The organism is Luteibacter sp. (assembly GCF_035539195.1).
GTDB lineage: Bacteria > Pseudomonadota > Gammaproteobacteria > Xanthomonadales > Rhodanobacteraceae > Luteibacter.
In genome coordinates this window covers 144,851-167,897 of sequence record NZ_DATLIW010000038.1, presented here as the reverse complement: position 1 = coordinate 167,897, position 23,047 = coordinate 144,851, and the positions used below count along the sequence as shown (strand labels likewise).

23 protein-coding genes are annotated in these 23,047 nt (G+C 66.2%); 16 read left to right on the top strand and 7 right to left on the bottom strand.

From position 1 onward, the window contains the following. Positions 1 to 12: 12 nt before the first annotated feature. The 6 genes from atpA (at position 13) to glmU (ending at position 7,671) form a co-directional block, all read left to right on the top strand. Positions 13 to 1,563 (top strand): F0F1 ATP synthase subunit alpha, encoded by a 1,551-nt coding sequence (atpA, locus tag VM621_RS16225; protein WP_325470000.1) that lies wholly within the window; start codon positions 13 to 15, stop codon positions 1,561 to 1,563. A 76-nt stretch (positions 1,564 to 1,639) separates the two neighbouring features. After that, entirely contained in the window at positions 1,640 to 2,548 is a 909-nt protein-coding gene (gene atpG, locus VM621_RS16220; RefSeq protein ID WP_325469999.1) for a F0F1 ATP synthase subunit gamma, read from the top strand. Between the two features lie 76 nt (positions 2,549 to 2,624). Further along, a complete protein-coding gene (gene atpD, locus VM621_RS16215) occupies positions 2,625 to 4,037 on the top strand; it encodes a F0F1 ATP synthase subunit beta (RefSeq protein ID WP_325469998.1) in 1,413 nt (470 codons plus the stop codon). 40 nt (positions 4,038 to 4,077) lie between these two features. Then, positions 4,078 to 4,503 (top strand): F0F1 ATP synthase subunit epsilon, encoded by a 426-nt coding sequence (locus VM621_RS16210; RefSeq protein ID WP_325469997.1) that lies wholly within the window; start codon positions 4,078 to 4,080, stop codon positions 4,501 to 4,503. A 641-nt stretch (positions 4,504 to 5,144) separates the two neighbouring features. Further along, positions 5,145 to 6,221: a DUF748 domain-containing protein gene (locus VM621_RS16205; RefSeq protein ID WP_325469996.1), complete on the top strand. Its 1,077-nt coding sequence runs from the start codon at positions 5,145 to 5,147 to the stop codon at positions 6,219 to 6,221. 67 nt (positions 6,222 to 6,288) lie between these two features. Further along, positions 6,289 to 7,671, top strand: coding sequence for a bifunctional UDP-N-acetylglucosamine diphosphorylase/glucosamine-1-phosphate N-acetyltransferase GlmU (gene glmU, locus VM621_RS16200; protein ID WP_325469995.1), 1,383 nt, complete (start codon positions 6,289 to 6,291; stop codon positions 7,669 to 7,671). A gap of 12 nt (positions 7,672 to 7,683) precedes the next feature. Here the strand turns inward: glmU and VM621_RS16195 are convergent, their stop codons facing one another. After that, a complete protein-coding gene (locus VM621_RS16195; RefSeq protein ID WP_325469994.1) occupies positions 7,684 to 8,670 on the bottom strand; it encodes a pteridine-dependent deoxygenase in 987 nt (328 codons plus the stop codon). A 180-nt stretch (positions 8,671 to 8,850) separates the two neighbouring features. Here VM621_RS16195 and VM621_RS16190 point away from each other — a divergent pair, with 180 nt between their 5' ends. From VM621_RS16190 to VM621_RS16165, 6 genes are all read left to right on the top strand, one after another. Continuing rightward, positions 8,851 to 9,123 (top strand): phosphopantetheine-binding protein, encoded by a 273-nt coding sequence (locus tag VM621_RS16190; RefSeq protein WP_325469993.1) that lies wholly within the window; start codon positions 8,851 to 8,853, stop codon positions 9,121 to 9,123. A gap of 79 nt (positions 9,124 to 9,202) precedes the next feature. Beyond that, on the top strand, positions 9,203 to 9,517 hold the full coding sequence (locus VM621_RS16185; protein ID WP_325469992.1) for a hydroxymyristoyl-ACP dehydratase: 315 nt from the start codon (positions 9,203 to 9,205) through the stop codon (positions 9,515 to 9,517). Further along, complete coding sequence (locus VM621_RS16180) at positions 9,514 to 10,467, top strand: acyltransferase (RefSeq protein ID WP_325469991.1); 954 nt, start codon at positions 9,514 to 9,516, stop codon at positions 10,465 to 10,467. The genes VM621_RS16185 and VM621_RS16180 overlap by 4 nt, the downstream gene beginning before the upstream one ends. Continuing rightward, positions 10,385 to 11,035 (top strand): LolA-related protein, encoded by a 651-nt coding sequence (locus VM621_RS16175; protein ID WP_414674554.1) that lies wholly within the window; start codon positions 10,385 to 10,387, stop codon positions 11,033 to 11,035. The genes VM621_RS16180 and VM621_RS16175 overlap by 83 nt, the downstream gene beginning before the upstream one ends. A gap of 59 nt (positions 11,036 to 11,094) precedes the next feature. Next, positions 11,095 to 13,347: an MMPL family transporter gene (locus VM621_RS16170; protein ID WP_325470123.1), complete on the top strand. Its 2,253-nt coding sequence runs from the start codon at positions 11,095 to 11,097 to the stop codon at positions 13,345 to 13,347. Then, a complete protein-coding gene (locus VM621_RS16165; RefSeq protein ID WP_325469989.1) occupies positions 13,331 to 13,777 on the top strand; it encodes a phosphotransferase in 447 nt (148 codons plus the stop codon). The genes VM621_RS16170 and VM621_RS16165 overlap by 17 nt, the downstream gene beginning before the upstream one ends. 190 nt (positions 13,778 to 13,967) lie before the next feature. On the opposite strand, the gene VM621_RS16160 is transcribed toward VM621_RS16165, so the two are convergent. The 4 genes from VM621_RS16160 to VM621_RS16145 are packed head-to-tail and all read right to left on the bottom strand — an operon-like array spanning position 13,968 to position 18,354. Next, a complete protein-coding gene (locus tag VM621_RS16160; protein ID WP_325469988.1) occupies positions 13,968 to 15,566 on the bottom strand; it encodes an NAD(P)/FAD-dependent oxidoreductase in 1,599 nt (532 codons plus the stop codon). Between the two features lie 15 nt (positions 15,567 to 15,581). Continuing rightward, positions 15,582 to 16,358, bottom strand: a complete 777-nt coding sequence (locus VM621_RS16155; RefSeq protein WP_325469987.1) for a glycosyltransferase family 2 protein — start codon at positions 16,356 to 16,358, stop codon at positions 15,582 to 15,584. Beyond that, entirely contained in the window at positions 16,355 to 17,155 is an 801-nt protein-coding gene (locus VM621_RS16150) for a beta-ketoacyl synthase chain length factor (RefSeq protein WP_325469986.1), read from the bottom strand. The genes VM621_RS16155 and VM621_RS16150 overlap by 4 nt, the downstream gene beginning before the upstream one ends. Beyond that, complete coding sequence (locus VM621_RS16145; protein WP_325469985.1) at positions 17,152 to 18,354, bottom strand: beta-ketoacyl-[acyl-carrier-protein] synthase family protein; 1,203 nt, start codon at positions 18,352 to 18,354, stop codon at positions 17,152 to 17,154. Before VM621_RS16145 ends, VM621_RS16150 begins: the two co-directional genes overlap by 4 nt. A 120-nt stretch (positions 18,355 to 18,474) precedes the next feature. On the opposite strand from VM621_RS16145, the gene VM621_RS16140 reads away from it, so the two are divergent. Both VM621_RS16140 and hemF read left to right on the top strand, forming a co-directional pair. Then, positions 18,475 to 19,179 carry a YdcF family protein gene (locus VM621_RS16140; protein WP_325469984.1) on the top strand — a complete coding sequence of 235 codons (705 nt, stop codon included), beginning with the start codon at positions 18,475 to 18,477 and terminating at the stop codon, positions 19,177 to 19,179. A 90-nt stretch (positions 19,180 to 19,269) separates the two neighbouring features. After that, entirely contained in the window at positions 19,270 to 20,172 is a 903-nt protein-coding gene (gene hemF / locus VM621_RS16135) for an oxygen-dependent coproporphyrinogen oxidase (RefSeq protein ID WP_325469983.1), read from the top strand. A gap of 91 nt (positions 20,173 to 20,263) precedes the next feature. On the opposite strand, the gene VM621_RS16130 is transcribed toward hemF, so the two are convergent. Then, entirely contained in the window at positions 20,264 to 20,914 is a 651-nt protein-coding gene (locus VM621_RS16130) for a hypothetical protein (protein WP_325469982.1), read from the bottom strand. 154 nt (positions 20,915 to 21,068) lie between these two features. Here VM621_RS16130 and gpmA point away from each other — a divergent pair, with 154 nt between their 5' ends. Next, positions 21,069 to 21,803, top strand: coding sequence for a 2,3-diphosphoglycerate-dependent phosphoglycerate mutase (gene gpmA, locus VM621_RS16125; RefSeq protein ID WP_325469981.1), 735 nt, complete (start codon positions 21,069 to 21,071; stop codon positions 21,801 to 21,803). Between the two features lie 189 nt (positions 21,804 to 21,992). After that, positions 21,993 to 22,523: a DUF1453 domain-containing protein gene (locus tag VM621_RS16120; protein ID WP_325469980.1), complete on the top strand. Its 531-nt coding sequence runs from the start codon at positions 21,993 to 21,995 to the stop codon at positions 22,521 to 22,523. A 25-nt stretch (positions 22,524 to 22,548) separates the two neighbouring features. Here VM621_RS16120 and glnK read toward each other — a convergent pair whose 3' ends face one another. Further along, complete coding sequence (glnK, locus tag VM621_RS16115) at positions 22,549 to 22,887, bottom strand: P-II family nitrogen regulator (RefSeq protein WP_046981907.1); 339 nt, start codon at positions 22,885 to 22,887, stop codon at positions 22,549 to 22,551. Between the last annotated feature and the right edge of the window lie 160 nt (positions 22,888 to 23,047).

Below are 23,047 nucleotides of genomic sequence, written 5' to 3'. Positions count from 1 at the left end.
AAGGAACTGACCATGTCCAGCACCACACTGAATCCGTCCGAGATCAGCGAGCTGATCAAGACCCGCATCGAGCAGTTCAAGCTCGGCGCCGAGGCACGCAACGAAGGCACGATCATCAGCGTGTCCGACGGCATCGTTCGCATCCACGGTCTGGCCGACGTGATGCAGGGCGAAATGATCGAACTGCCGAACAACACGTTCGCCCTCGCGCTGAACCTCGAGCGCGACTCGGTGGGCGCCGTGGTCCTCGGTGAATACCAGCACCTGCGCGAAGGCGATGCCGCCAAGACCACCGGCCGCATCCTCGAAGTGCCGGTCGGCCCGGGCCTGCTCGGCCGCGTCGTCGACGCACTGGGCAATCCGATCGACGGCAAGGGTCCGATCGACGCCGTGGGCACCAGCCCGGTCGAGAAGGTCGCGCCGGGCGTCATCTGGCGCCAGTCGGTCGACCAGCCGATGCAGACCGGTTACAAGTCCATCGATTCGATGATCCCGATCGGCCGTGGCCAGCGCGAGCTGATCATTGGCGACCGCCAGACGGGCAAGACCGCCGTCGCGATCGACGCGATCATCAACCAGAAGCACTCGGGCATTAAGTGCATCTACGTGGCCATCGGCCAGAAGCGCAGCTCGATCGCCAACGTCGTGCGCAAGCTCGAAGAGAACGGCGCGCTGGCCAACACCATCGTCGTCGTCGCTTCGGCCTCCGAAGCCGCCGCCCTGCAGTACGTCGCGCCGTATTCCGGCTGCGCCATGGGCGAGTACTTCCGTGACCGCGGCGAAGACGCGCTGATCGTGTACGACGACCTCTCCAAGCAGGCCGTCGCCTACCGCCAGATCTCGCTCCTGCTCAAGCGTCCGCCGGGCCGCGAAGCCTACCCGGGCGACGTCTTCTATCTCCACTCGCGTCTGCTCGAGCGCGCCTCGCGCGTCAGCGCCGACTACGTCGAGAAGATGACCAACGGCGAAGTGAAGGGCAAGACGGGCTCGCTCACCGCCCTGCCGATCATCGAGACCCAGGCGGGCGACGTTTCCGCGTTCGTCCCGACCAACGTGATCTCGATCACCGACGGCCAGATCTTCCTCGAGACCGACCTGTTCAACGCCGGTATCCGTCCGCCCGTCAATGCCGGTATCTCGGTGTCGCGCGTCGGTGGTGCCGCCCAGACCAAGATCATCAAGAAGCTCAGCGGTGGCGTGAAGCTCGCCCTCGCCCAGTACCGCGAGCTGGCTGCGTTCGCGCAGTTCGCCTCGGACCTGGATGCCGCCACGCGCGCGCAGCTGGACCGCGGCCAGCGCGTCACGGAACTGATGAAGCAGCCGCAGTACTCGCCGCTGTCGATCGCCGAGCTGGGTGTGTCGGTGTTCGCGGCGGAGAAGGGCTACCTCGACGACCTGCCGGTCAACAAGGTGCTGCCGTTCGAGAAGGGCCTGCATGCCTTCTTCCGCCAGAACCACGCCGACCTGATGACCAAGATCGACGAGACCGGCGACTGGGACAAGGACATCGAGGCGACCTTCAAGTCGGCCACGGACGAGTTCAAGAAGACCGGTAGCTGGTAATAGCGAGACACGCGAGGCGGGCGACATCGCCCGTCTCGTGGAACACCTGGCGTCACCCTTTACAGACGAGTAAGCCATGGCAAGCGGCCGCGAAATCAAAACCAAGATCAAGAGCACGCAGAACATGCGCAAGGTGACGCGTGCGCTCGAAATGGTCTCGGCGTCGAAGATCCGCAAGGCGCAGGACCTGATGAAGGCCTCGCGACCCTATGCGCGCCTCATGCGCAAGGTGATCGCGCACGTCGCCCAGGCCAGCACGGACTTCGTGCACCCGTTCCTCACCGAGCGCGAGAACGTCGCGCGCGTCGGCTTCATCGTGGTGTCGACGGACCGCGGCCTTGCCGGCGGCCTCAACTCCAACCTGTTCCGTCGCACGCTCACCGCCATCCGCGAATGGCAGGGCAAGGGCGCCGAGATCGACGTGGTCGCCGTCGGCCAGAAGGCCGTGCAGTTCTTCCGTCGCATCAAGGGCGTGAACCTGATCGGCACCGCGACGCACCTGGGTGAGAAGCCGAAGCTCGAAGACCTCATCGGCGTGATCAAGGTCGTCCTCGACGCGTACTCCGATAACAAGCTCGACCGCGTGTTCCTGGTCTACAACGACTTCGTGAACACCATCGTGCAGAAGCCGACCATCGAGGCCCTGTTGCCGGTGTCGCTGGTGGCGAAGGAGCTCGAGAACGCCGACGGCAAGGCATCCGAAGGCGTCAAGGTCGAGCAGACCCACGACTGGGATTACATCTACGAACCCGATGCGCGCACGGTGCTCGAGCACCTGATGACGCGCTATATCGAGTCCGTCGTGTACCAGGCTGCGCTTGAGAACCTGGCCAGCGAGCACGCTGCGCGCATGGTGGCCATGAAGGCCGCGTCGGACAACGCCAACAAGGTCATCGGCGAACTCACGCTGGTCTACAACAAGGCACGTCAGGCGGCGATTACCCAGGAAATCTCGGAAATCGTCGGCGGCGCCGCCGCGGTCTGACCGAAACCCCAAAGCGATGGCGACGCAGCATGCGGCGCCGAAACAGAACCTTACGAAGATTCATCCGGAGCATTCCATGAGCCAGGGCAAAGTTGTTCAGATCATCGGCGCGGTCGTCGACGTCGAATTCGCGCGCGACCAGGTGCCGGAGATTTACGACGCACTGAAGGTCGACGGCACGGAGATCACCCTCGAAGTGCAGCAGCAGCTCGGTGACGGCATCGTGCGCACCATCGCGCTCGGTTCCACCGACGGCCTGCGCCGCAACCTGATCGCTCGCAACACCGGCGAAGGCATCAAGGTGCCGGTCGGCAAGGCCACGCTCGGCCGCATCATGGACGTGCTCGGTCGCCCGATCGACGAAGCCGGCCCGATCGGCGAGAACGAGCAGTGGGTCATCCACCGCGAAGCCCCGGCCTACGACGAGCAGGCCGCCGGCAACGAACTGCTGGAAACCGGCATCAAGGTCATCGACCTGATGTGCCCGTTCGCCAAGGGCGGCAAGGTCGGCCTGTTCGGCGGCGCCGGCGTGGGCAAGACGGTCAACATGATGGAGCTCATCAACAACATCGCCAAGGCGCACTCGGGTCTGTCCGTGTTCGCCGGCGTGGGTGAGCGTACTCGTGAAGGTAACGACTTCTATCACGAGATGAAGGACTCCAACGTCCTCGACAAGGTCGCGATGGTCTACGGCCAGATGAACGAGCCGCCGGGCAACCGCCTGCGCGTCGCGCTGACCGGCCTGACCATGGCCGAGTACTTCCGCGACGAGAAGGACGAGACCGGCAAGGGCAAGGACGTCCTGCTCTTCGTCGACAACATCTACCGCTATACGCTGGCCGGTACCGAAGTGTCGGCACTGCTCGGCCGCATGCCGTCGGCGGTGGGTTACCAGCCGACGCTGGCCGAGGAAATGGGCGTGCTCCAGGAGCGCATCACCTCGACCAAGACCGGTTCGATCACGTCGATCCAGGCCGTCTACGTGCCCGCGGACGACCTTACCGATCCGTCGCCGGCGACCACGTTCGCGCATCTCGATGCGACCGTCACGCTGAGCCGCGATATCGCCTCGCTGGGCATCTACCCGGCGGTCGATCCGCTGGCCTCCAGCAGCCGTCAGCTCGATGCCGCGGTGATCGGTCAGGAGCACTACGACATCGCCCGTCGCGTGCAGGGCACCCTGCAGCGCTACAAGGAGCTGAAGGACATCATCGCCATCCTCGGCATGGACGAGCTGTCGCCGGAAGACAAGGCTTCGGTGTCGCGCGCCCGTAAGATCGAGCGCTTCTTCTCCCAGCCGTTCCACGTGGCCGAAGTCTTCACCGGTTCGCCGGGCAAGTACGTCGCCCTCAAGGAAACGATCCGCGGCTTCAAGATGATCCTCGACGGCGAGCTCGACTACCTGCCGGAACAGGCCTTCTACATGGTCGGCGGTATCGACGAAGCCATCAAGAAGGGTGAGGAAATGGGTGCGAAGAAGGCTGCGTAAGCGCCTTCTTTCCCCACTCCTGACCTAGGAAGACAAGCCCATGACCCACACCATTCGCGTCGACATCGTCAGCGCCGAAGCCGAGATCTACTCCGGCGAAGCCACGCTCGTGGTCGCCACCGGTGAACTCGGCGAGCTGGGCATCGCGCCGCGTCACGCGCCGCTGATTACCCGCCTCAAGCCGGGCCACGTGGACGTGGTAGCCGCCAATGGCGAGCGCCAGCAGTTCTACGTCTCCGGCGGCATCCTCGAGGTGCAGCCGCAGGTCGTGACGATCCTCGCCGACACGGCCGCGCGCGCGGCCGACCTCGACGAGGCGGCCGCCCTGAAGGCAAAGGAAGAGGCGGAAGCCGCCCTGGCCAACCGCGGCGAGACGCTGGACGTCGCCGAGGCGCAGGCCAAGCTGGCCGAGGCCCTGGCCCAGCTCCAGGCGCTCGAGCGCCTGCGCAGGACCCTGAAGCACTAACCGCGAGCCCCCGTAGGAGGAGCCGCTTCTTGTAGGAGCCGCTTCTTGTAGGAGCCGACTCTTGTGGGAGCCGCTTCAGCGGCGATGGGTGCTTGCCGCACCCTGGCCCGCTGCCGCGGGATCGCCGATGAATCGGCTCCCACAACATCGTCGTCGTAACGCCGAGGGGCAGTCCCTATCGCGTCGAACGAAGACCCACCAGCTAGCAAGCATTCGCTCGCCCCCACGAAACCTCAGTGCCCGGAAGAGCCGGCGGGTCTCACCCTCGGGGCGATTAGCGTAGGCGAGGGCTCCGGCCGGACAAGGCCCGAAGGGGGCCGGCCATGGATGGCCGGCCGTTTTCGCGCGACAGGAGTCGCGTCGAAAACCCCCGGTCGAAGCCCGACCCGGCCCGCAGGGCAATTAGGTAAACGGCCGCGGCACGCGGCCCTTCCGACGCGGGTCGCCGTAGACGGTGCCCCGAGGGTGAGACCCGCCGGCTCTTGCGACGCAACGCGAGCCAAACGAACGCGAGGCCAAAGGCGAGCCCCCCCCAAGAGCCGCGCCCAAGAACCCCGCGACGCGCCTTTATGTCGGCCTTCATGTGCCTGTGATCCTGAACACGCCACACTCCCCCGGTCGTCCCACAGTACCCGGCCCCCATGCACATCCGCTATCGCCGCAGCCTTTGGATCATCGGCGTCATCGCCGTCGTGCTGATCGTGGCGCGGCTCGCCCTGCCGCACGTGGTGCTCAACTACCTCAACGGCCGCCTGGCGAAGATGGGTAACTACTCGGGCCACATCGTCGATATCGATATCCACCTGTGGCGCGGCGCTTACACGATCAACCGCATGACCGTGACCAAGACCGACGGCAAGTTGCCCGTGCCGCTGTTCGAGACGGCGCGCGCGGAAATCTCACTGAGCTATACCGCGCTGGTCAAAGGGCGGCTTCGCGGCAAGATCGACTTCTTCGACCCCGTGGTGAACTTCGTCGACGGCAAGGGCGAAGGCGACACGCAGACGGGTAAGGGCGTCGACTGGCGTACACCGCTGAAGGCGCTCGTGCCCACGCGCCTGGAGGAGGTCAACGTCTACAACGGCACGGTGACCTTCCACAACTTCGTCTCGAGCCCGAAAGTCGATCTCAAGATGACCGAAGTCAACGGCACGGCCACCAACCTGACCAACGTGCAGGGTGTCGGTGGATCGCGTGTGGCCCATATGCACGCCACCGCCAAGGTATTGGGCGATGCGCCACTGGAGACCACCGCGGAATTCGATCCGCTCGAACGGCTGGGCGATTTCCACTACGAACTGAGCGTCCGCAACATCAAGCTGGTCAAGGCGAACGATCTGGCGCGGGCCTATTCGGGTCTCGATTTCGCCGGCGGCGAAGGCGACTTCGTGATGGAGTTGCAGGCGAAGGATCGCAAGCTCAATGGCTATGCCAAGCCCCTCTTTCATGGCCTGCAGATCTTCAGCTGGAAGCAGGACGTCGAACAGGATCACAAGGGCCCGATCAAGCTGGCCTATGAGGCCCTCGCCGAGGGCGTCACCAAGGTATTCAAGAACCAGTCGAAAGACCAGTTCGCCACGCGCGTGCCCATCTCCGGCACCATCGGCGACAAGAACGTCTCCACGGCCGACGCGATCATCGGCATCCTTCGCAATGCCTTCGTCGAGGCGTACAAGCCCAACCTCGAACACCTGACCCATCGGCCCAGCGACACGTAACCGACTTGGCAGGGGCGTCGAAACGCGCGAAAGTGCGGCCCTCACCTTCCGTCCAGGCCAGAGCCCGATGACCGCAGCGCCCCTTCATGTCCTGATCCTCGCCGCGGGTGAAGGCAAGCGGATGAAGTCCGCGTCCGCCAAGGTGCTCATGCCGCTGGCGGGCCGCCCGTTGCTTTCCCATGTGATCGACGCGGCGCGTTCGCTCGCGCCGGCGGGCATTCATGTCGTCTATGGACACAACGGCGAACAGGTGCGCGCGGCGTATGCGGCGGACACCTCGCTCGGCTGGATCGAGCAGCGCGAACGTCTGGGCACGGGGCACGCCGTTCGCACGGCGCTGGAAGCCCTGCAGGCAGACGGCAAACTGGAAGGGCGCGTGCTGATTCTCTACGGTGACGTGCCGCTGATTCGTGACGAGACGCTGGCGGCGCTCACGCAGGCAGGCAAGGGTCTTGCCATGCTCGCGACGCGACTGGCGGATCCACGCGGATACGGACGCGTGGTGCTCGACGCGTCCGGCCACGTGCGCCACATCGTCGAGGAGAAGGATGCCAGCGCGGCGCAACGAGCGATCGATCTGGTCAACACCGGTATCGTCGCCGGCGACGCGGTACGGCTGCTGGCGTGGACGCAGGCACTCGGCAACAGCAACGCGCAGGGCGAGTATTACCTCACCGACGTATTCGAGATGGCCGCGGGCGAAGGCATGCCGGCCGCCTGCGTGGACTGTGACCCCGTCGAAGCGTCGGGTGCGAACGATCCCTGGCAGCTCGCCGGCCTCGAAGCCATCTATCGCGAGCGCGCCGCACGCGAACTTGCGCTGGCCGGCGTTCGTCTGGCCGACCCCTCCCGTCTGGACGTGCGTGGCAAGGTCGCGGCGGGACGCGATGTCGAGATCGACGTCAACGTGATCCTCGAAGGCGACGTGTCCCTGGGCGACGAAGTGCGCATCGGGCCCTTTACGCGCCTTCGTAACGCGACGCTCGCGGCCGGTACCGTCGTTCTGGCCCACTGCGATATCGATGGCGTGGTCACGCATGGTCCCTGCACGATCGGTCCGTTCGCGCGACTGCGCCCGGGCACCGATCTTGCGGCCGGGGTACACATCGGTAATTTCGTCGAAACGAAGAACGCCGTGATCGCCGAAGGCTCGAAAGCCAACCACCTGAGCTACCTGGGCGATACCGTGATCGGCAGCCAGGTGAACATCGGTGCCGGCACGATCACCTGCAACTACGACGGCGTCAACAAGAGCCGAACCACGATCGGCGACCGCGTTTTCGTCGGCTCGAACAGCTCGCTGGTCGCGCCGGTCACCCTGCACGACGGCGCGACGATCGGCGCCGGGTCGGTCATCACCAAGGACGCGCCGGCGGACACGCTGACCCTTTCGCGTGCCCGGCAGACCGTCATCGACGGCTGGCTTCGCCCGACCAGGAAGTCGCCGTAACGGCGGCTCCGCTCAGCCCCGATAGCGCCAGCCATCGATTTCGACGAGCAACTCGGCACGGCAGATGTCGCCGTGCACCAGCAGCAGGGGCGCATCCGGAAGATGCCGGGCGGCGAAGGCGCGAACGATCGCCTCGTCGCTGGGGTGTCGCACGTAGGCCTTCAGCGGTGCGCGGTGATCGAAGCCGGCGGGAAGGCCGCCGGTCGCGAGCAGGGTGTCGAGATTCCGCAACGTCTCGCCAAGCTGGGCCGCGATATCGCCCGCATGGGCGGACGCATGGCCGACGACCGCCGCCGTGCCTGAAATCGCCAGCACGTCGTCGGCCGGCAGCAGGGTGGCCCGCGCGAAACTCGGCGGGGTGCGCCCGTACTGGCGCGGGTAACGCCAGGCGCTGACCTGGCGCGGATTCTCCACCGGTGTTCCGGGCCGATCGGTGGCGAGCAGGTACACCTGCAGCAGGCCCGGATCCGCGTGGTGCCCGATCGCCGTCGCCGCGGGGTAGCCTTGGGCGAAGACATCGCCCATGCCACGGATGCGACCCGTGCAGAAGTGCTTGTAGCGCTCGTCGTCGCCGTTGCCGTCGTTGATGCCACCCAGGTAATTCCAGATGCGCTGCACATGACGCTCGTCGCCGCTGGCCACGAAGCGCGACAGCAACCCGTACGCATAGTCGGCCGCGGCCTCCGTACCGCCGTGGTCGCCCTCGCCACACTCCACCGCGGCGAACAGCCAGCCGCCGCCTCGTGACCAGCGCAAGTCGCCGTCGCGTCCTGAAAGCACCTCCGCGTCCACCTCCCAGACCTCCTCGAGCCCTGGTCCCAGCGGCTCGAGTGCCACCCGCAGCCAGCGCGGGTCGTCATGGTGGGCAGCGTCATGGCCGAAGCCAAACGCGGCCAACGTGTGGGACGAGAACGCGCCATGGCTCGGCCGGTAAGTGACCGTCGGAGCGGGAGGGGCGGCAAGCGGCGAGCGCTCGCGCATTTCACGGCCTGGGGGCATCGCAATTCCGATAGCTTTCGTTCGCGCCATCATATCGTTCGATTGTCAGCGCGGCGTGTCGGACAGCCGTACTTCACGACGCTGAACGGCTCCGACGGCCGGCGAGAAGGCCCTGTGTTAAACTCCGCGGCCGCTGCCATCCGGGGGGAGGCAGGTAAATCCAGGACCTGGAACGACTACATGGCAACGCAAACCGCAGCACAGAAAGAACTCGCCGAACTGATCGTCACGAGCCTCAACCTCGAGGCGGTCAAGCCGGCCGACATCGATCCGGAGGCGCCCCTGTTCGGTGGCGACCTGGGTCTGGATTCGATCGACGCCCTGGAAATCGCGCTCGCGGTCTCCAAGCGCTACGGTTTCCAGCTGAAGTCCGACAACCCGGACAATCGCACGATCTTCACCAACCTCCGGTCGCTCTCCGAGCACATCGAAGAGCATCGCGCCGCGGCCTGACGGTCGTTCAGGTCGCACTCGCCTTCGGCATGTTCTGCTTCGCGCAGAGCCGTTTCTACGCAAGGCCCGGAGCCAGCCGTTGACCGACACCGCCGACATCGCGCCCTACGTACGCCCGCTGCGGTTCGACGCCGCGCACCCGAGCTTCGCCGGCCATTTTCCGGGGCAGCCCATCGTCGCCGGCGTGCTCCTGATCGAACAGGCGGCCGAGGCGCTGCGCGAATGGCGCGGTGTGGGTGTGAGCCAGGTGGTCGACGCGAAGTTTCTTGCGCCCCTGCTTCCCGGTGAAAGCGCCGAGCTTGAGCTCGTTGCCCTGGCCGACAGGCGCTATCGCTTCACCGTCCGTCGTGGTGGCGACACGCTGCTGCGCGGTAACCTGGAAGCCACCGCATGAGCCACTGGAAGCAGCGCGAAGGCGGCGGCATGTTCGCCATCTGGGTAATCCGGACGATCGCCCTACGGCTCGGGCGTCCCGTCGCGCGGCTGCTTCTTTACCCCATCGCGTTTTATTTCTTCCTGCGTCGGGCGGACGAACGCGCTGCGTCGCGTCGGTACCTCGCCCGTGTGCTCAAGCGTCCGGTTACGTCGTGGGACGTGTTCCACCTCATCCACATGTTCGCGGCGACGCTGCTCGATCGCCTGTTCTTCCTCGCCCGCGGCGAACGCGACTTCGTGGTCGACGTCGAGGGCCTGGCCGTCCTCGACCGTCACCTCGACGTACGCCAGGGCGTCCTCCTGATCGGATCGCACCAGGGTAGCTTCGAGGCGCTACGCGCACTCAGCGCACGTCGCCCCGACGTACCCCTGCGCGTCGTGCTCGACAAGCAGAAGACCCCCGCGCTCACCGCTGTGCTCGAGGCGCTGGCGCCCGACGTCGGCGCCGCCGTCATCGATGCGGCGCACGGTGGCACATCGGTCGCGTTGGCGATGGCCGAGAGTGCCGCGCAGGGAGGCATGGTGGCCTTGCTCGCCGACCGCGGCCACCAGAACGAAACCATGCGCATGGTTCCTTTCCTCGGCACGCCCGCGCCGTTTCCCGCGGGCCCCTGGCTGCTCGCGTCGGCGCTGAAGATTCCCGTGGTGCTTTGCATGGGCATCTATCTCGGCGGCAATCGCTACAAGCTGATCTTCGAGGCGTTCTCCGACGGCATCGACATCCCGCGAGCAAATCGCAAGCCGGAGCTCGATGCCGTGATCGGGCGGTACGCCGCGCGGCTGGAGCATTACGCACGCGTCTACCCCTTCAACTGGTTCAATTTCTATGACTTCTGGCAAGAAACGGTTCCTGCTGACGAGCCTGCTGGCGCTGCTGCCGCTCACGTCTCCGGCCACTCCGACGTCTGATCCCGACGACGCGAACGCGTTGATCGCCAGTCTCCACCGTCCGGCGCCGGCGCGAACGCCATTCGCCGAAGCACGCTTCATGCGCATGCTAGACAAGCCCCTTGTCGTCGCCGGCGAACTGGCGTGGCTCGGCGGCGATCGCCTCGAAAGGCGCGTGGACCGGCCGGCGAAGGAAACATCGACGATTGCCGACGGCGAGGTGACGCAGGAACGCGAAGGGAAGAAGCCGCGCAGCTTTTCGTTGAAGCGCGCGCCGCAGCTCAAGGTGCTGCTGGACAGCTTTGTCGCCCTGCTTGCCGGCGATCCCTCGCGTCTGGCTGAGTCGTTCACCGTGGCGCTCGGTCGTGACGCGGACCGCTGGCAACTGACGTTGACGCCGCGCGACCCGGGCATCGCGAAGCAGATCGCCACGATCCACGTTTACGGCCGGGGCGACCGGCCGCGCTGCCTGCGCATGGACGAAGGCGATGGCGATACGTCGATCGACCTGCTCGGCGAACTCGCCACGGCGATGCCCGCCACGCCCACCCGCGAAGGTCTCGTCGCGCAGTGCGGCGGCGCGATGTGACGAAGGTCCGCGTCGGCATCCTCGTTGTCTGGCTGGGCTCGCTGGTACTGCTGGGCTGGATGGTCGCCGCGCAGCTCAAGATCAGTACGGACCTGCGCAGCTTCATGCCGGCACCGACCACGCCGGACCAACAGCTGTTGATGGACCAGGTGGGCGAAGGTCCAGGATCGCGCCTGCTCCTGGTTGCCATCGACGGTGGCAACGACACCGACAAAGCGGCCCTGAGCCGCGGTCTCGCCGCATCGCTGCGCAAGGATCCCGCGTTCACCCAGGTGGTGAACGGCGATTTCGACATGGGCATGCTGGACGCGGGCCTGCTTCCTTACCGCTATCTCCTGTCGCCGACGCTCGACGACACGGCCATGGACGAGGCCTTCCTGGCCGACCAGCTGCAGCAGCGCCTCGACGATCTTGGCTCGCCCGCCGCGACCCTGCTCAAGGGATGGCTTCCGCGCGACCCCACGCTCGAAGTGTTGAAGCTCGTCGAACGCTGGACACCGGCGCATTCGCCGGAGGTGCGCGATGGCGTGTGGTTCTCTTCGCGCGGCGAAGCGTTGCTGCTGGTACAGACGCGCGGCGCCGGTTTCGATCCGGGCGCGCAGGGCGACGCCATCGACCGCCTCCGCACGGCGTTCTCGGCTCTGCCGCATAACGCCGCGTCGCACCTCACCTTGAGCGGGCCAGGCTTTTTCACCGTCACGGTCAACGCGCAGACGCGTCATGAAGCCGACTGGATCGGCGCCATTTCCACGGTCGGCTTCGTCGTGCTGATGCTGGCGGCGTACCGAAGTTTCGCCAGCCTGATCTTCGGCGCGCTGCCTGTCGCCACCGGAGCCCTGGCTGGCGTCACCGTGATGCTGCTGTTCTTCACCGAGGTGCACGGAATCACCCTGGCATTTGGCTTCACCCTGCTCGGCGTCGCGCAGGAATACCCCATCCGCCTGCTCAGCCACCGTCGCGCGGGAGAATCCGCCGTGGCGAGCGTGCGGGGCCTGTGGCCGCTGTTGCTCACGGCGATCGCCTCGGCCTGTATCGCCTACCTCGCGTTCTACGCCTCGGGCGTCGGTGGCCTGAAGCAACTGGCGGTGTTCACCATTACCGGGCTGCTCGCGGCAGGTTTCAGCACTCGCTATGTCCTGCCTTACCTTCTGCCCGCCACCGCGCGCGACGTGGCGGACACGCCCGGACTCGGCCCCTTCCGCCAGTGGCTGGACAGCCTCCCGCGGCCACGCTGGCTACCGCTGCCCGTGATCCTGGCGGTGGCCGCCATGCTCGCCTTGGCGCCGGGGCCCTTCTGGCAGAACGATCTTTCCGCGCTCACCCCGTTGCCGCGCGATCTGCTGGCCACGGATGCGCGATTGCGCGGCGAGCTGGGCGCGCCGGACGTGCGGTACCTGTTGATCGTGCAGGCGCCCACGGCGGATGGCGTACTCGCTGCGTCGACGGCGCTGGAGCCGGTGATGAGTAACCTGGTCGCAAAGAAGGCGCTGGACGGCTTCGACCTGCCGTCGATGTATCTGCCGGACCTCGCGACGCAACGGGCCAGGCAGGCCCGCCTTCCCGATCGCCTGGCACTCGACACCGCGCTCGATGGCGCCTTGCAGGGCATGCCTTTCCGCAAGGATCTGTTCGCACCGTTCGTCGCCGACGTCCAGGCCGCACGTGCTGCGCCGCTGTTGACGCCGGATGTCTTCGCCCGGTCGCCACTGGGACAGCGGCTTGCCGCGATGCTGGCCAGGCGCGGCGATCACTGGGTGGGCCTGTCGACGCTGAGCGGTGTGCATGATCCCGCCGCCATCGATCATGCCGTGGGCGCCGTGGGTGTCGATGCGCGGTTGCTCGACCTCAAGGTGTCGTCCGAATCGCTGGTGGCCGCGTACCGGACTCGCATCCTCCACGCCGTACTGGCCGCCGCCGCCCTCCTGCTCGTCACCATCACGCTTGCGCTGCGCAGCGTACGGCGTGCCTGGCACGTACTCGCACCGATGACGCTGGCGACCTTCCTCGTCCTCGCGGTGGAACGGATCGCCGGCATTCCCATCTCGTTGTTCCATCTGGTGGCCTTGATCCTGGCCGCGGGTCTGGGTCTGCATTACGCGCTGTTCTTCGAGCGTGATACCGGCGATCCCGCCGAGCAACGTCGCACGCTGCACGCCACGGTGGTTTGCGTGATCTCGGCGCTGCTGGTCTTCGGTATGCTGGCCTGGTCTTCGATTCCCGTGTTGCGTGCCATCGGACTCACCGTGGCGCTCGGCGTCGCCTTCCATTTCTGTCTCTCGATCCTCATGGCTCCGCATGCTCGCCAAGAATGACTTCATCGATCTGATTCCGCATGCCGGCGATATGTGCCTGCTCGACAGCGTCGTGGCATGGGATGAAACCTCGATCCATGCCGCAAGCGTCAGCCACGTGCTCGATACGCACCCGCTGCGTGGCCCGCGTGGCCTGCATGCCGTACACCTGGCCGAATACGGTGCGCAGGCCATGGCGGTGCATGGTGCGTTGCGTGCCCGCGGCCAGGGTGCAACGGCACCTCGGCCGGGCATGTTGGTGAGCCTTCGGGGGGTGAAGATGTCGGTGCAACGTATCGATACGCTCGAGGGGCCGATCGACGTGTACGCCGATTGCCTGATCGCGGACGAGAACGGTGCGCAGTATCAGTTTCGCATCTTGCATGACGGCGAAGAGATCGCATCGGGACGCGCAGCAGTCATCCATCCCCCCTCGCCGATAGCGAGTTAGTGTTCGTACGTGGTCTTCGCCGGAATTTTCGCCGAGAGAGACACGACGGCGGCCGATGGAGCGCTCTCCGATCGTTGATGGAGCAGCCGCCGGCCCGGAGGGCCTTCGAAAGGGGACTGATGAGGAGCCTGACCGCTCCCTCCGGGCCGACCGGAGCAGTCTGCCCCCGTCCCGTCTCATAACCCGCGACTCAGGCGACCCGCGCGAATAGCTCGGTGCGGTCGCCTTCGACGTCGAGCAGGTCGCCGGCCACCTCGCGCAGGGACGCATGATCGGCGACTGCCCGCTCGACAATGCCCGCCGCGAGCAGGCGCATCATCCGGACGTTCTCGCGCAGTCGTTCCGCCAGTGCATCGTCGTCCATGACATCGTGCAGACTGCTGTTCATATCGGCAAACCAGGCCAGATCGCGCTGGTCGAGCATGACCCGGCGGTTCCGTCCATCCGACACCTGGTGCCAGGGCTGGAAAAACGCCTGCACCTTGGTGTTCAAATCGGTGGCGGCGATCAGTTCATCGCTCATCCTGGCGATGAACGCGCTGTCGCCGAGCCGCTTCTGGAAGACGATCTGGCAAAGGACGCCCCAGTAGTACGCATAGTCCCAGATCACCTTGATCGGCAGGACTTCCGCATCGCCGAAGAGGTTGTACTGGCCGCGATACATTTTCAGCGTGCCTTCGTAGAACGAAAAGAACAGCCGCTCGTAGAGGCGGGCATGTGGCGCCACGTTCTCGCCGCGACGGTCGTGCCCGATCAGCAACGTGATGTAGGTGTTCGCGATGGCGATGAAGTCGCTGCCGGGCGAGTAGAAGGGATCGAGAAAAGCCCCGGCCTCGCCGGTCATCGCCCAGCGGTCGGACGAGAACATCCGCGAGCAGCTGTACGAGAAATGGCGGAAGAAGGCGAAATCCAGCAGCTTCTCGCGACGCTTGACCACCTGGCGAGCGACCAGCGGCTGGTGCTTCTCGAGCCACGCCACGGTGAGATCGAAGGTCTTCATGCCTTCGATCGGGTGCATGGCCGCATCGCAGACGATACCCACGGAGTGAGCGCCAGAGGAAAGGGGAATCAACCACACCCAGTATCCGGGTCCGCACAGGTGGTTCGTCGAACGCCAGCGCTCCGGTGGGCGGCAGCGCTCCTTCCATTCCGCGTCGTCGCACCAGTCGTCGATCTCCAGGCGATCGTCGATACGGAACCAGACGGCATTGGCGTGGTGGCCATTGTCTCGCGTGAAGTCGAACTTGCGGCGGATCATGCCCGCCCGGCCGGATGCATCCAGCAACCAGCGCGCGTGCAACTCGATCGGATCGCCGTCCGCCGCCGTCGCGCGAACGGTATGCGGCGCATCGCCGGCACCGATGTCGAAGCCACGGACGGTCACCCCGTCGCGGAAGTCGATGCCGCGGCGGCGGGCTTCGTCGCCGAGGAAGTTCTCGAGGATGCCGCGATCGATCTGGTAACTGGGTGTCGGCAGGACCGCGCTGACGCCCAGCTCGGTCACGTCGGCGAGATCGTCCCGACCTTCGGAGAAGAAAAAGCGAAAGCCGAACTTGCGGATGTGGGCGCTTTCAAGGTGGTCGCGCAGGCCGAGCGTGTCGGCGAAATAATGCGCCGCGATCTCGACGGTCGATTCGCCGACCTTGTGCGCCGCCTCGGGCAGCGGTCGCGCCTGCCTTTCGAGGACCACGATGTCCATATCCGGGTATTCACCCTTGAGCTGCATGGCCAGCGAGAGCCCGGCAAGGCCTCCCCCCAGGATGACGGCGTCGTGCGGTTTACGATCCATGTGCCACCTCGGGTGTCAGTGTGCGGTGCGTGGTTCGGTCGATTCGGTGGCGCCGACGATGGTCGGCGCCGAACGTGAGCGTCGATAGCTCGCCAGGAAGTTGCCGTAATGGAACACGCGGCCAACGGTATAGACCGTGATTCGGGTGACGTCGCGCACGGGATTGAAGTGGCTGAGCCTGAATTCGCCCTCGTAGCGCGAGGCGATCGGTACCGAAATGACGCGCGTGCCGCGCTCGCGGCAGGCGGTGATCAGCAACGCGGCTTCGAACACGAAGTGCTCGGCAGGGATGTCGACCAGATCGAGCACGGCGCGTGGATACAGGCGCTGGCCGCTCTGCGTGTCCGCGATGGGTTGTGCGCAAGCGACGGAAATGCCCCAGTCGGCGACGGCATTGGCCCGCCGCCGCCCAGGCGGCTGTTGATGGCGGTCGAGGATCCGCGCGCCGATGACAATGCTGCCGGGGTACTGCCGGCTCGCGGCGAGGATGGCCGGAATATCCGAAGCGAGGTGCTGTCCGTCGCCATCCATCGTGACCACGGCATCGAAGCCCTGGCGGAGCACTTCTCGAAAGCCGGTGCGCAGAGCCTCGCCTTTGCCCCGCCGTGTCTCGTGGCGAAGCAGGGTGACGGGAAGGGCACGAACGATGTCCGGTGTGCGGTCGTCCGAGCCATCGTCGACGACGATGACGGGAAGCCCGAGCGCGAGCGCTTCGCCTATCACGCGCCCGATCGCGCTTTCCTCGTTGAGGCAGGGAATCAGGATGCAACAGCGTTCGATATTCGCGCTCACGGACCGACCCCCACATCGACATGGATATCCAGCTCACGCGCCGCCGCGATCCGCAGCGCCGTGGAATGAGCCATCGCGAGGGCGTGCAGCAGTGGAATCGCGTGCGCCGACGGGTTGCTGGCAGCGATGCTATCCAACCAGGCGTCCCCGGTCGGCGCGCTGCCGCTGTTCCCCGGCGAAGGCGTGATGTCGAGCCTCATGGCGTTCGCATCGGCCTGAGGTGACAACAGGAGCGCGACGGCGAACGGTCCGGTGGTCGCGGTCATCTCACCCAGCGGCCCCGCGCCTGCGATGTCGTAACTGGCGAGCAGTACGTCGTGGTCGTCGGCGACGGCAAGCGTCGCCGCTTCGAGCAATCCCGCGCCGAACGAGGTTTCCCCTCCCGACACGGCGCTGGAACTCGCGTGACAGTCCGTGGCGATCGTCCAGTAGCCGACGGGCGCGTTGTGCACCGAGTTGTGGAACTTCGTCGGGGACAATTCGGTCGGGGTATCCGCGAGCGTCGCGCACATGTAGTCGGTGATGGTCTGGTCGCCGTGCGCGGAAGCAAAAACGCACGGCAACGTTGCCGCATCGAGCCCGCTCATGCGTACCGCTTCACCTGCCGCCGCGGCGGCCAGCAGCACGCTCTCCGGCGCACGCCGGCGTTCGTTGGGCGGAAGTACCTCGGCCACGGGCCGGCCCTCGGTGCCCGGCTCCTGACGGCCGGCGACGATCTCCCGGAACGCGAGCCAACTGCCGGCGCCCGGCGCCCACAGTCCGACGCCCTTCACCCAGACCCTCAAGGCGGCGCTCATGCGGCCTCCCTCACCTGGGCGAACGCGAGGCAGGCGTTGTTGCCGCCGAAGCCGAACGAATTGCTCAGGGCGATACGCACATCGTGCTGTTCCGCGGTCCAGGCCATCTGTGGCCCGCACAACGGATCCGGCGTGATCGCACCGAGGTTGGCCGGGATGCGCCCGTCGCGCATCGCGAGCAAGGTGATCGCGGCTTCGAGGATGCCTGCGGCACCGAGCGTGTGGCCGGTGAAGCCCTTGGTCGAACTGGCACGCGTGCTGGCCGGGAAGCTGCGGGCGACAAGGGCGGCTTCGACCTCGTCGTTCTTCTGGCTGGCCGTACCGTGGAGATTGATGTAATCCACGTCGCCCGGTTCGATGCCGGCGCGGGTGAGGGCATCGCGCAGCGCAAGCTCCGCACCCAGGCCCTGCGGATGCGGCGTGGACATATGGTGCGCGTCGCTGGCTTCGCCGTAGCCGATCAGCATGGGCCCGGCGCTGCCGTCGGTTGCACGCTCGAGCAAGGCGAAGCCGGCGGCTTCGCCGATCGAGATGCCGCCGCGGTTCGCATCGAACGGGCGGCAGGGCTCGCTGGAAACCAGCTCGAGCGAATTGAAGCCGAACAGCACGCTGTCGCAAAGGGTGTCGGTGCCGCCGACGATGGCGGCATCGATCAGGCCGAGGCGGATCATGCGTTCGGCATTGCCGAAGACCTTGGCGCTCGACGAACAGGCCGTGGCCACCGTCAGGCAGGGCCCCTCCAGATCGAACGCGGCGGCGACGAAGCCGGCCAGCGAATGCGGGGTGTGCAGGACCGGACGGTGCAGGTCTTTCGGCATGCGGCCGTGGTCGAGGCGGCGATAGCCTTCCTCGGTGGCGCCGATGCTCGAGGTCGATGTTCCCAGCAGGACGGCCACGCGCGAGGCGCCGTAGCGCTCGCGCGCGTCGCGCACCGCGTCCATGAAACCATCCTGGCGCAGGGCCAGCCAGGCGAGCCGGTTGTTGCGGCACTCCCATTCGGCGAGTTCGGCCGGCAGTGCCTCGTCTTCCAGGCCGGTCACGCGGCCGATCCAGCAGTCCAGGGGCGCCGAACTGAAATCGTTCGGGCTGAGGCCGCCGCGAGAGGCGAGTAGCGCGTCCGCGTGGGCATCGAGCCCGCGGCCGAGGGCGGAGGTGGCGGTATACGCGCGAATGGACAGGGGAGGCATGGGATGGGGCATACGCGCGAGCCTATCCTTTTTGCCTGGTAGCGTCTCGTGAATGCCAGACCCCGGTTCAGCCGATTGCACGCCCACGATCGAATGGACCAGACTGCGGGTCTCCCCGCGACCCGCGTCTTTATGTCCGGCTTGCTCAAACCCCTGCGCCGAGGCGTCTGGAGATACCTCAGCGATCGCGACATCCTGCTCGCCGCCCTGGTGACGACGATCGTGTTCGTCGGCAGCCTGGGCTTGATCTATGTCGCGCATGCGGTCGGCGTCTGGCGACTGGCGCGACATAGCCCGGTGACGCCGCCGCGCCGGGGCACCATGCTGGTGTTCGGCCGTCGGCTCGTCGACGACCGTCCCGAGCACGACTTCATCGGCCGGCTCACCCGCGCCGGCAACAACGCGCGGTCCGGCCACGCCGATCGCGTTCTTCTCCTCGGCGGCATGAGTGGCGGCTCGATCAGCGAGGCCGAAGCGGGACGTCGCTGGCTCGTCGAAAAGGGTTGGCCCGACGACGTGCCCCTGCTGCTCGAGCAGATATCCATCGACTCGCTCGAGAACCTGCGCCATGCCCGCGAGCTGCTCCGCCATGACGCCGGCCCCGACCTTCCGGCGGTCAACCTCGTGACCAGTCGCTACCACCTGGCGCGTTGCATGTACCTCGCCCGGCGCCTCGGCTTCGATGCCTCGCCGATCGGGGCCGAGGCGCGGCTGCCGCTCGATCGTCGTTACGTGCTGCGCATGCTGATGGAAGCCGGGTACCTGATGTGGATCGACACGGGCATGCGCTGGGCCGCGCTGATCGGCAACCATCGCATGGCGGCTCGCATCTCCTGAGTCGTCAGCGGCGCGCGGCGGCGTGCCGCAGAGGCCGCCCCGCGTGTCTTGCTAAGCTTCCCCTCATCGAACCCCGAAAGGATGCCGCGCATGTCCGAACAAGCCAACCTTGCCGAGTCGTTCCTGCGAGGCCTGCAGGATCGCATCTGCACCGCCGTCGAAAAGATCGACGGCAAGGCGAGGTTCGAAGAAGACGCCTGGACGCGCCCGGCCGGCGGCGGGGGGCGCACGCGCGTCCTTCGCGAGGGAGCCGTCTTCGAACAGGCGGGTGTCAATTTCTCGCGCGTATCGGGTTCGCCCCTGCCACCCAGCGCGACCGCGCATCGCCCCGATCTGGTCGGCGGAAGTTTCATCGCCACCGGTGTTTCGCTGGTCCTGCATCCACGTAACCCGTACATCCCGACCACGCACGCGAACGTGCGTTACTTCGAGGCATCGAAGGAGGGCGCCGAACCGGTCTGGTGGTTCGGCGGCGGGTTCGACCTCACGCCTTACTATCCCTTCGACGAAGACGTTCGGCACTGGCATACCGTGGCCAAGGACCTCTGCGGGCCTTACGGCGACGATGTCTACGATCGCTACAAGCGCTGGTGCGACGAGTACTTCTACCTGAAGCACCGTGGCGAAACCCGCGGCGTGGGCGGTCTCTTCTACGACGACCAGAACGAAGGCGGCTTCGACCGTTGCATGAACTTCATGCGCGACGTCGGCGAGGGTTTCCTCGATGCCTACCTGCCGATCGTCGAGCGTCGTCGCGATACGCCGTATGGCGAGCGCGAGCGCGAGTTCCAGCTGTACCGGCGCGGACGTTACGTGGAGTTCAACCTAGTCTACGACCGCGGCACGCTGTTCGGCCTGCAGTCGGGTGGCCGCACCGAGTCGATCCTGATGAGCCTGCCGCCGCGGGTGCGCTTCGAATACGGCTTCACGCCCGAACCGGACAGCCCGGAGGCGCGGCTCGCCGAATACCTCAAGCCTCGCGACTGGGTGTAGGAGCCGATTCATCGACGAATCCGCGGCAGCGGGCCAGCATGCGGCAAGCCCCCATCGCCGATGAATCGTCTCCTACATGGCTTCTGTGTCGTTACGGGGCGCTGCCGGAGAACTTCTTCGCCGTCGCGCCTTCGATCTTGCCGACCGTAGCCGAATCGCTGACGTAGAGCTCCACCTCGCGCTGGAAGGTGAGGTTGCCCTGCACCACGGCGTGGGGCCCGATCACGATCTTCGGGACGCGATCGTTGCTGCTGAAGAAGCTCATCGAGGGCTTCTTGACCAGCAGGCCGCCTTCGACCTTCGAGCCTTCGCCGATGGTGACGTCCGCGTTGGTGGTTTCGATACCGCCGCCGACATGCGCGCCCTGCAGCGAGATCTCGCCGTTGACGTTGGAAAGCGGTCCCTTGACGTCGGCGCCGCGCTCCAGCAGGACCCTGCCGTTCACGGTTTCCACTTCGTCGGAAACGCGGGCGTTGTCGTGCAGGGTCAGGCCGCCATTGACCGACTTGACGATGGTCGCCGTGGCGCCCTTGCCGAGTTCGACGGCGCCGTTGACCGTGCTGGCCTTCTGCACCACCGCGTTGTCGCCGATGCGCACCGAGCCATTGACGGTATGGACGTCGCCGGCGTGCTGGCCGGCCTCGACCTGGGCGGTGCCATTGACCTTGCTGATGTCGTCGTCGGCCAGCGCGGCGCCGGAGACGGAAAGGGCGATGAGAAGCGAGATCAGGGTACGGCGCATGGTGTGCTGCTCCACGGGTGGACTAGGACTCCTAGGATGCACCCGCGGGCCGCAAGGTTTAGCGTGACTGATGACACAGGGATCTGAATCGCCAAGTTGACGGCCCCGCGAGCAGGTTTCACCATGGCTTTCTTCCTCCCCATCGTTGGACGCCATGTACAAGCTCGTCATGATCCGCCACGGCCAGTCGGCCTGGAACCTCGAAAATCGCTTCAGCGGCTGGGCCGATGTCGACCTCAGCGAGCAGGGCGTGGCCGAGGCCCGCGAAGCCGGCCGCCTGCTCAAGGAAGCCGGCTTCACCTTCAACCTGGCCCACACCTCCTACCTCAAGCGCGCCGTGCGCACCCTGTGGCACGTGCAGGACGAAATGAACCTGATGTGGGTACCGGTCGTCACCGACTGGCGCCTCAACGAGCGCCACTATGGCGCCCTGACCGGCCTCAACAAGGCCGAGACGGCGGCGAAGTACGGCAACGAGCAGGTACATGTCTGGCGCCGCAGCTACGACACGCCGCCGCCGGCACTGGAAGCAGGCACCACGTCCTTCGCCGACGACGACCGTTACAAGGGCATCGACGTGCCCCTGACCGAGTGCCTCAAGGACACCGTCGCCCGCGTGCTGCCGTACTGGCACGAGGTCCTGGCCCCGGCCATCCGGGCCGGCAACAACGTGCTCATGGCCGCCCACGGCAATTCCATGCGTGCGCTGGTGAAATACTTCGACGGCATTTCGGACGACGACATCGCCGAACTCAATATCCCCAACGGTATCCCGCTGGTGTACGAGTTCGATGCCGACATGAAGCCGGTCAAGCACTACTACCTGGGCGACCAGGCCGAAATCGAGGCCAAGATGGCCGCAGTGGCGAACCAGGGCAAGGCCAGGTAACGGCGGCCTGGGACGCCCTCACCCCCCACGACGCCCTCATGTGGGAGCCGATTCATCGGCGAAAGAGCGTCGATGGGGGAAAGGCGGGAGTGACACCCGTCACCCCCGATACCTCACAGCCCACCCTCGGATGCGCCGGTCTCGCGAGCTAATCTAGCCCCACATCGCCTCACTACCGAGACCTACGCCATGCTGGCTCCGACCGTCGTCCCGTTCATCGTCGCTCCGCTGATGGCCTTCGCCGTCTACCGCCGTGTCCGCGGAAGCTTCGGCCGTCAGCCGATCCGCACAAAACGCATGAGCTTTCGCGTGGGGATCTTCGCGCTCATCGCCTGCCTCACGCTCACCTCCGGTCTTCAGGACATCCGTCTGGCCGAGGGCGCGCTCGGTGGGTTGATCGTCGGAGCCGCGCTGGCCATGGTCGGCCTGCGCCTGACCCGCTTCGAGTCGAACGCCGACGGCGCCGACTTCTACGTGCCGAACCCCTGGATCGGTGCCGCACTGACCGCCCTGCTGCTCGGCCGCATGGCCTGGCGATTCCTGATCCTGGCGCCGATGTTCGGCGGGGACGCGGCGGCGGTGCCCGCCCACACGCCGGCACCGGGCAACAGCCCGCTGACCATGCTCGTGATCGGCCTGACCATCGGCTACTACATGGCCTACTACGCGGGTGTCCTGTTCCATCACCGCCGCCACAAGCGGCTGGCCCAGGCTGCCTGAGCGGCCCGGGCCATGGTGCCCTCGCTCAGAGGGCGTCGTTGTCCAGCTCGCCGGTGCGGATACGCACCACCTGCTCGAGCGAGCTGACGAAGATCTTGCCGTCGCCGATCTTGCCCGTGCGGGCCGCCGCCTGGATGGCCTCGACGACGCGCTCGATCTGATCGTCGGCCACGGCCACCTCCAGCTTGATCTTGGGCAGGAAGTCGACCACGTACTCGGCCCCGCGATAGAGCTCGGTGTGGCCCTTCTGTCGGCCAAAGCCTTTCACTTCGGTCACGGTAACGCCTTGCACGCCGACCTCGGCGAGGGCCTCGCGGACGTCGTCCAGCTTGAAAGGCTTGATGATGGCGACCACCAGCTTCATGTATCACTCCTCGGGCGCAACCGCTTGCCGGCGCGCGGACGACCATTGTGCCATCCGCGTTCCGGGGCGTCTTCATGGGACGTTTGTAGGAAAAACCCTACACTACGTGTAGGCGTAGGCCTATAGCGCCTACAAACGAATCACCTAAACTTCATACACG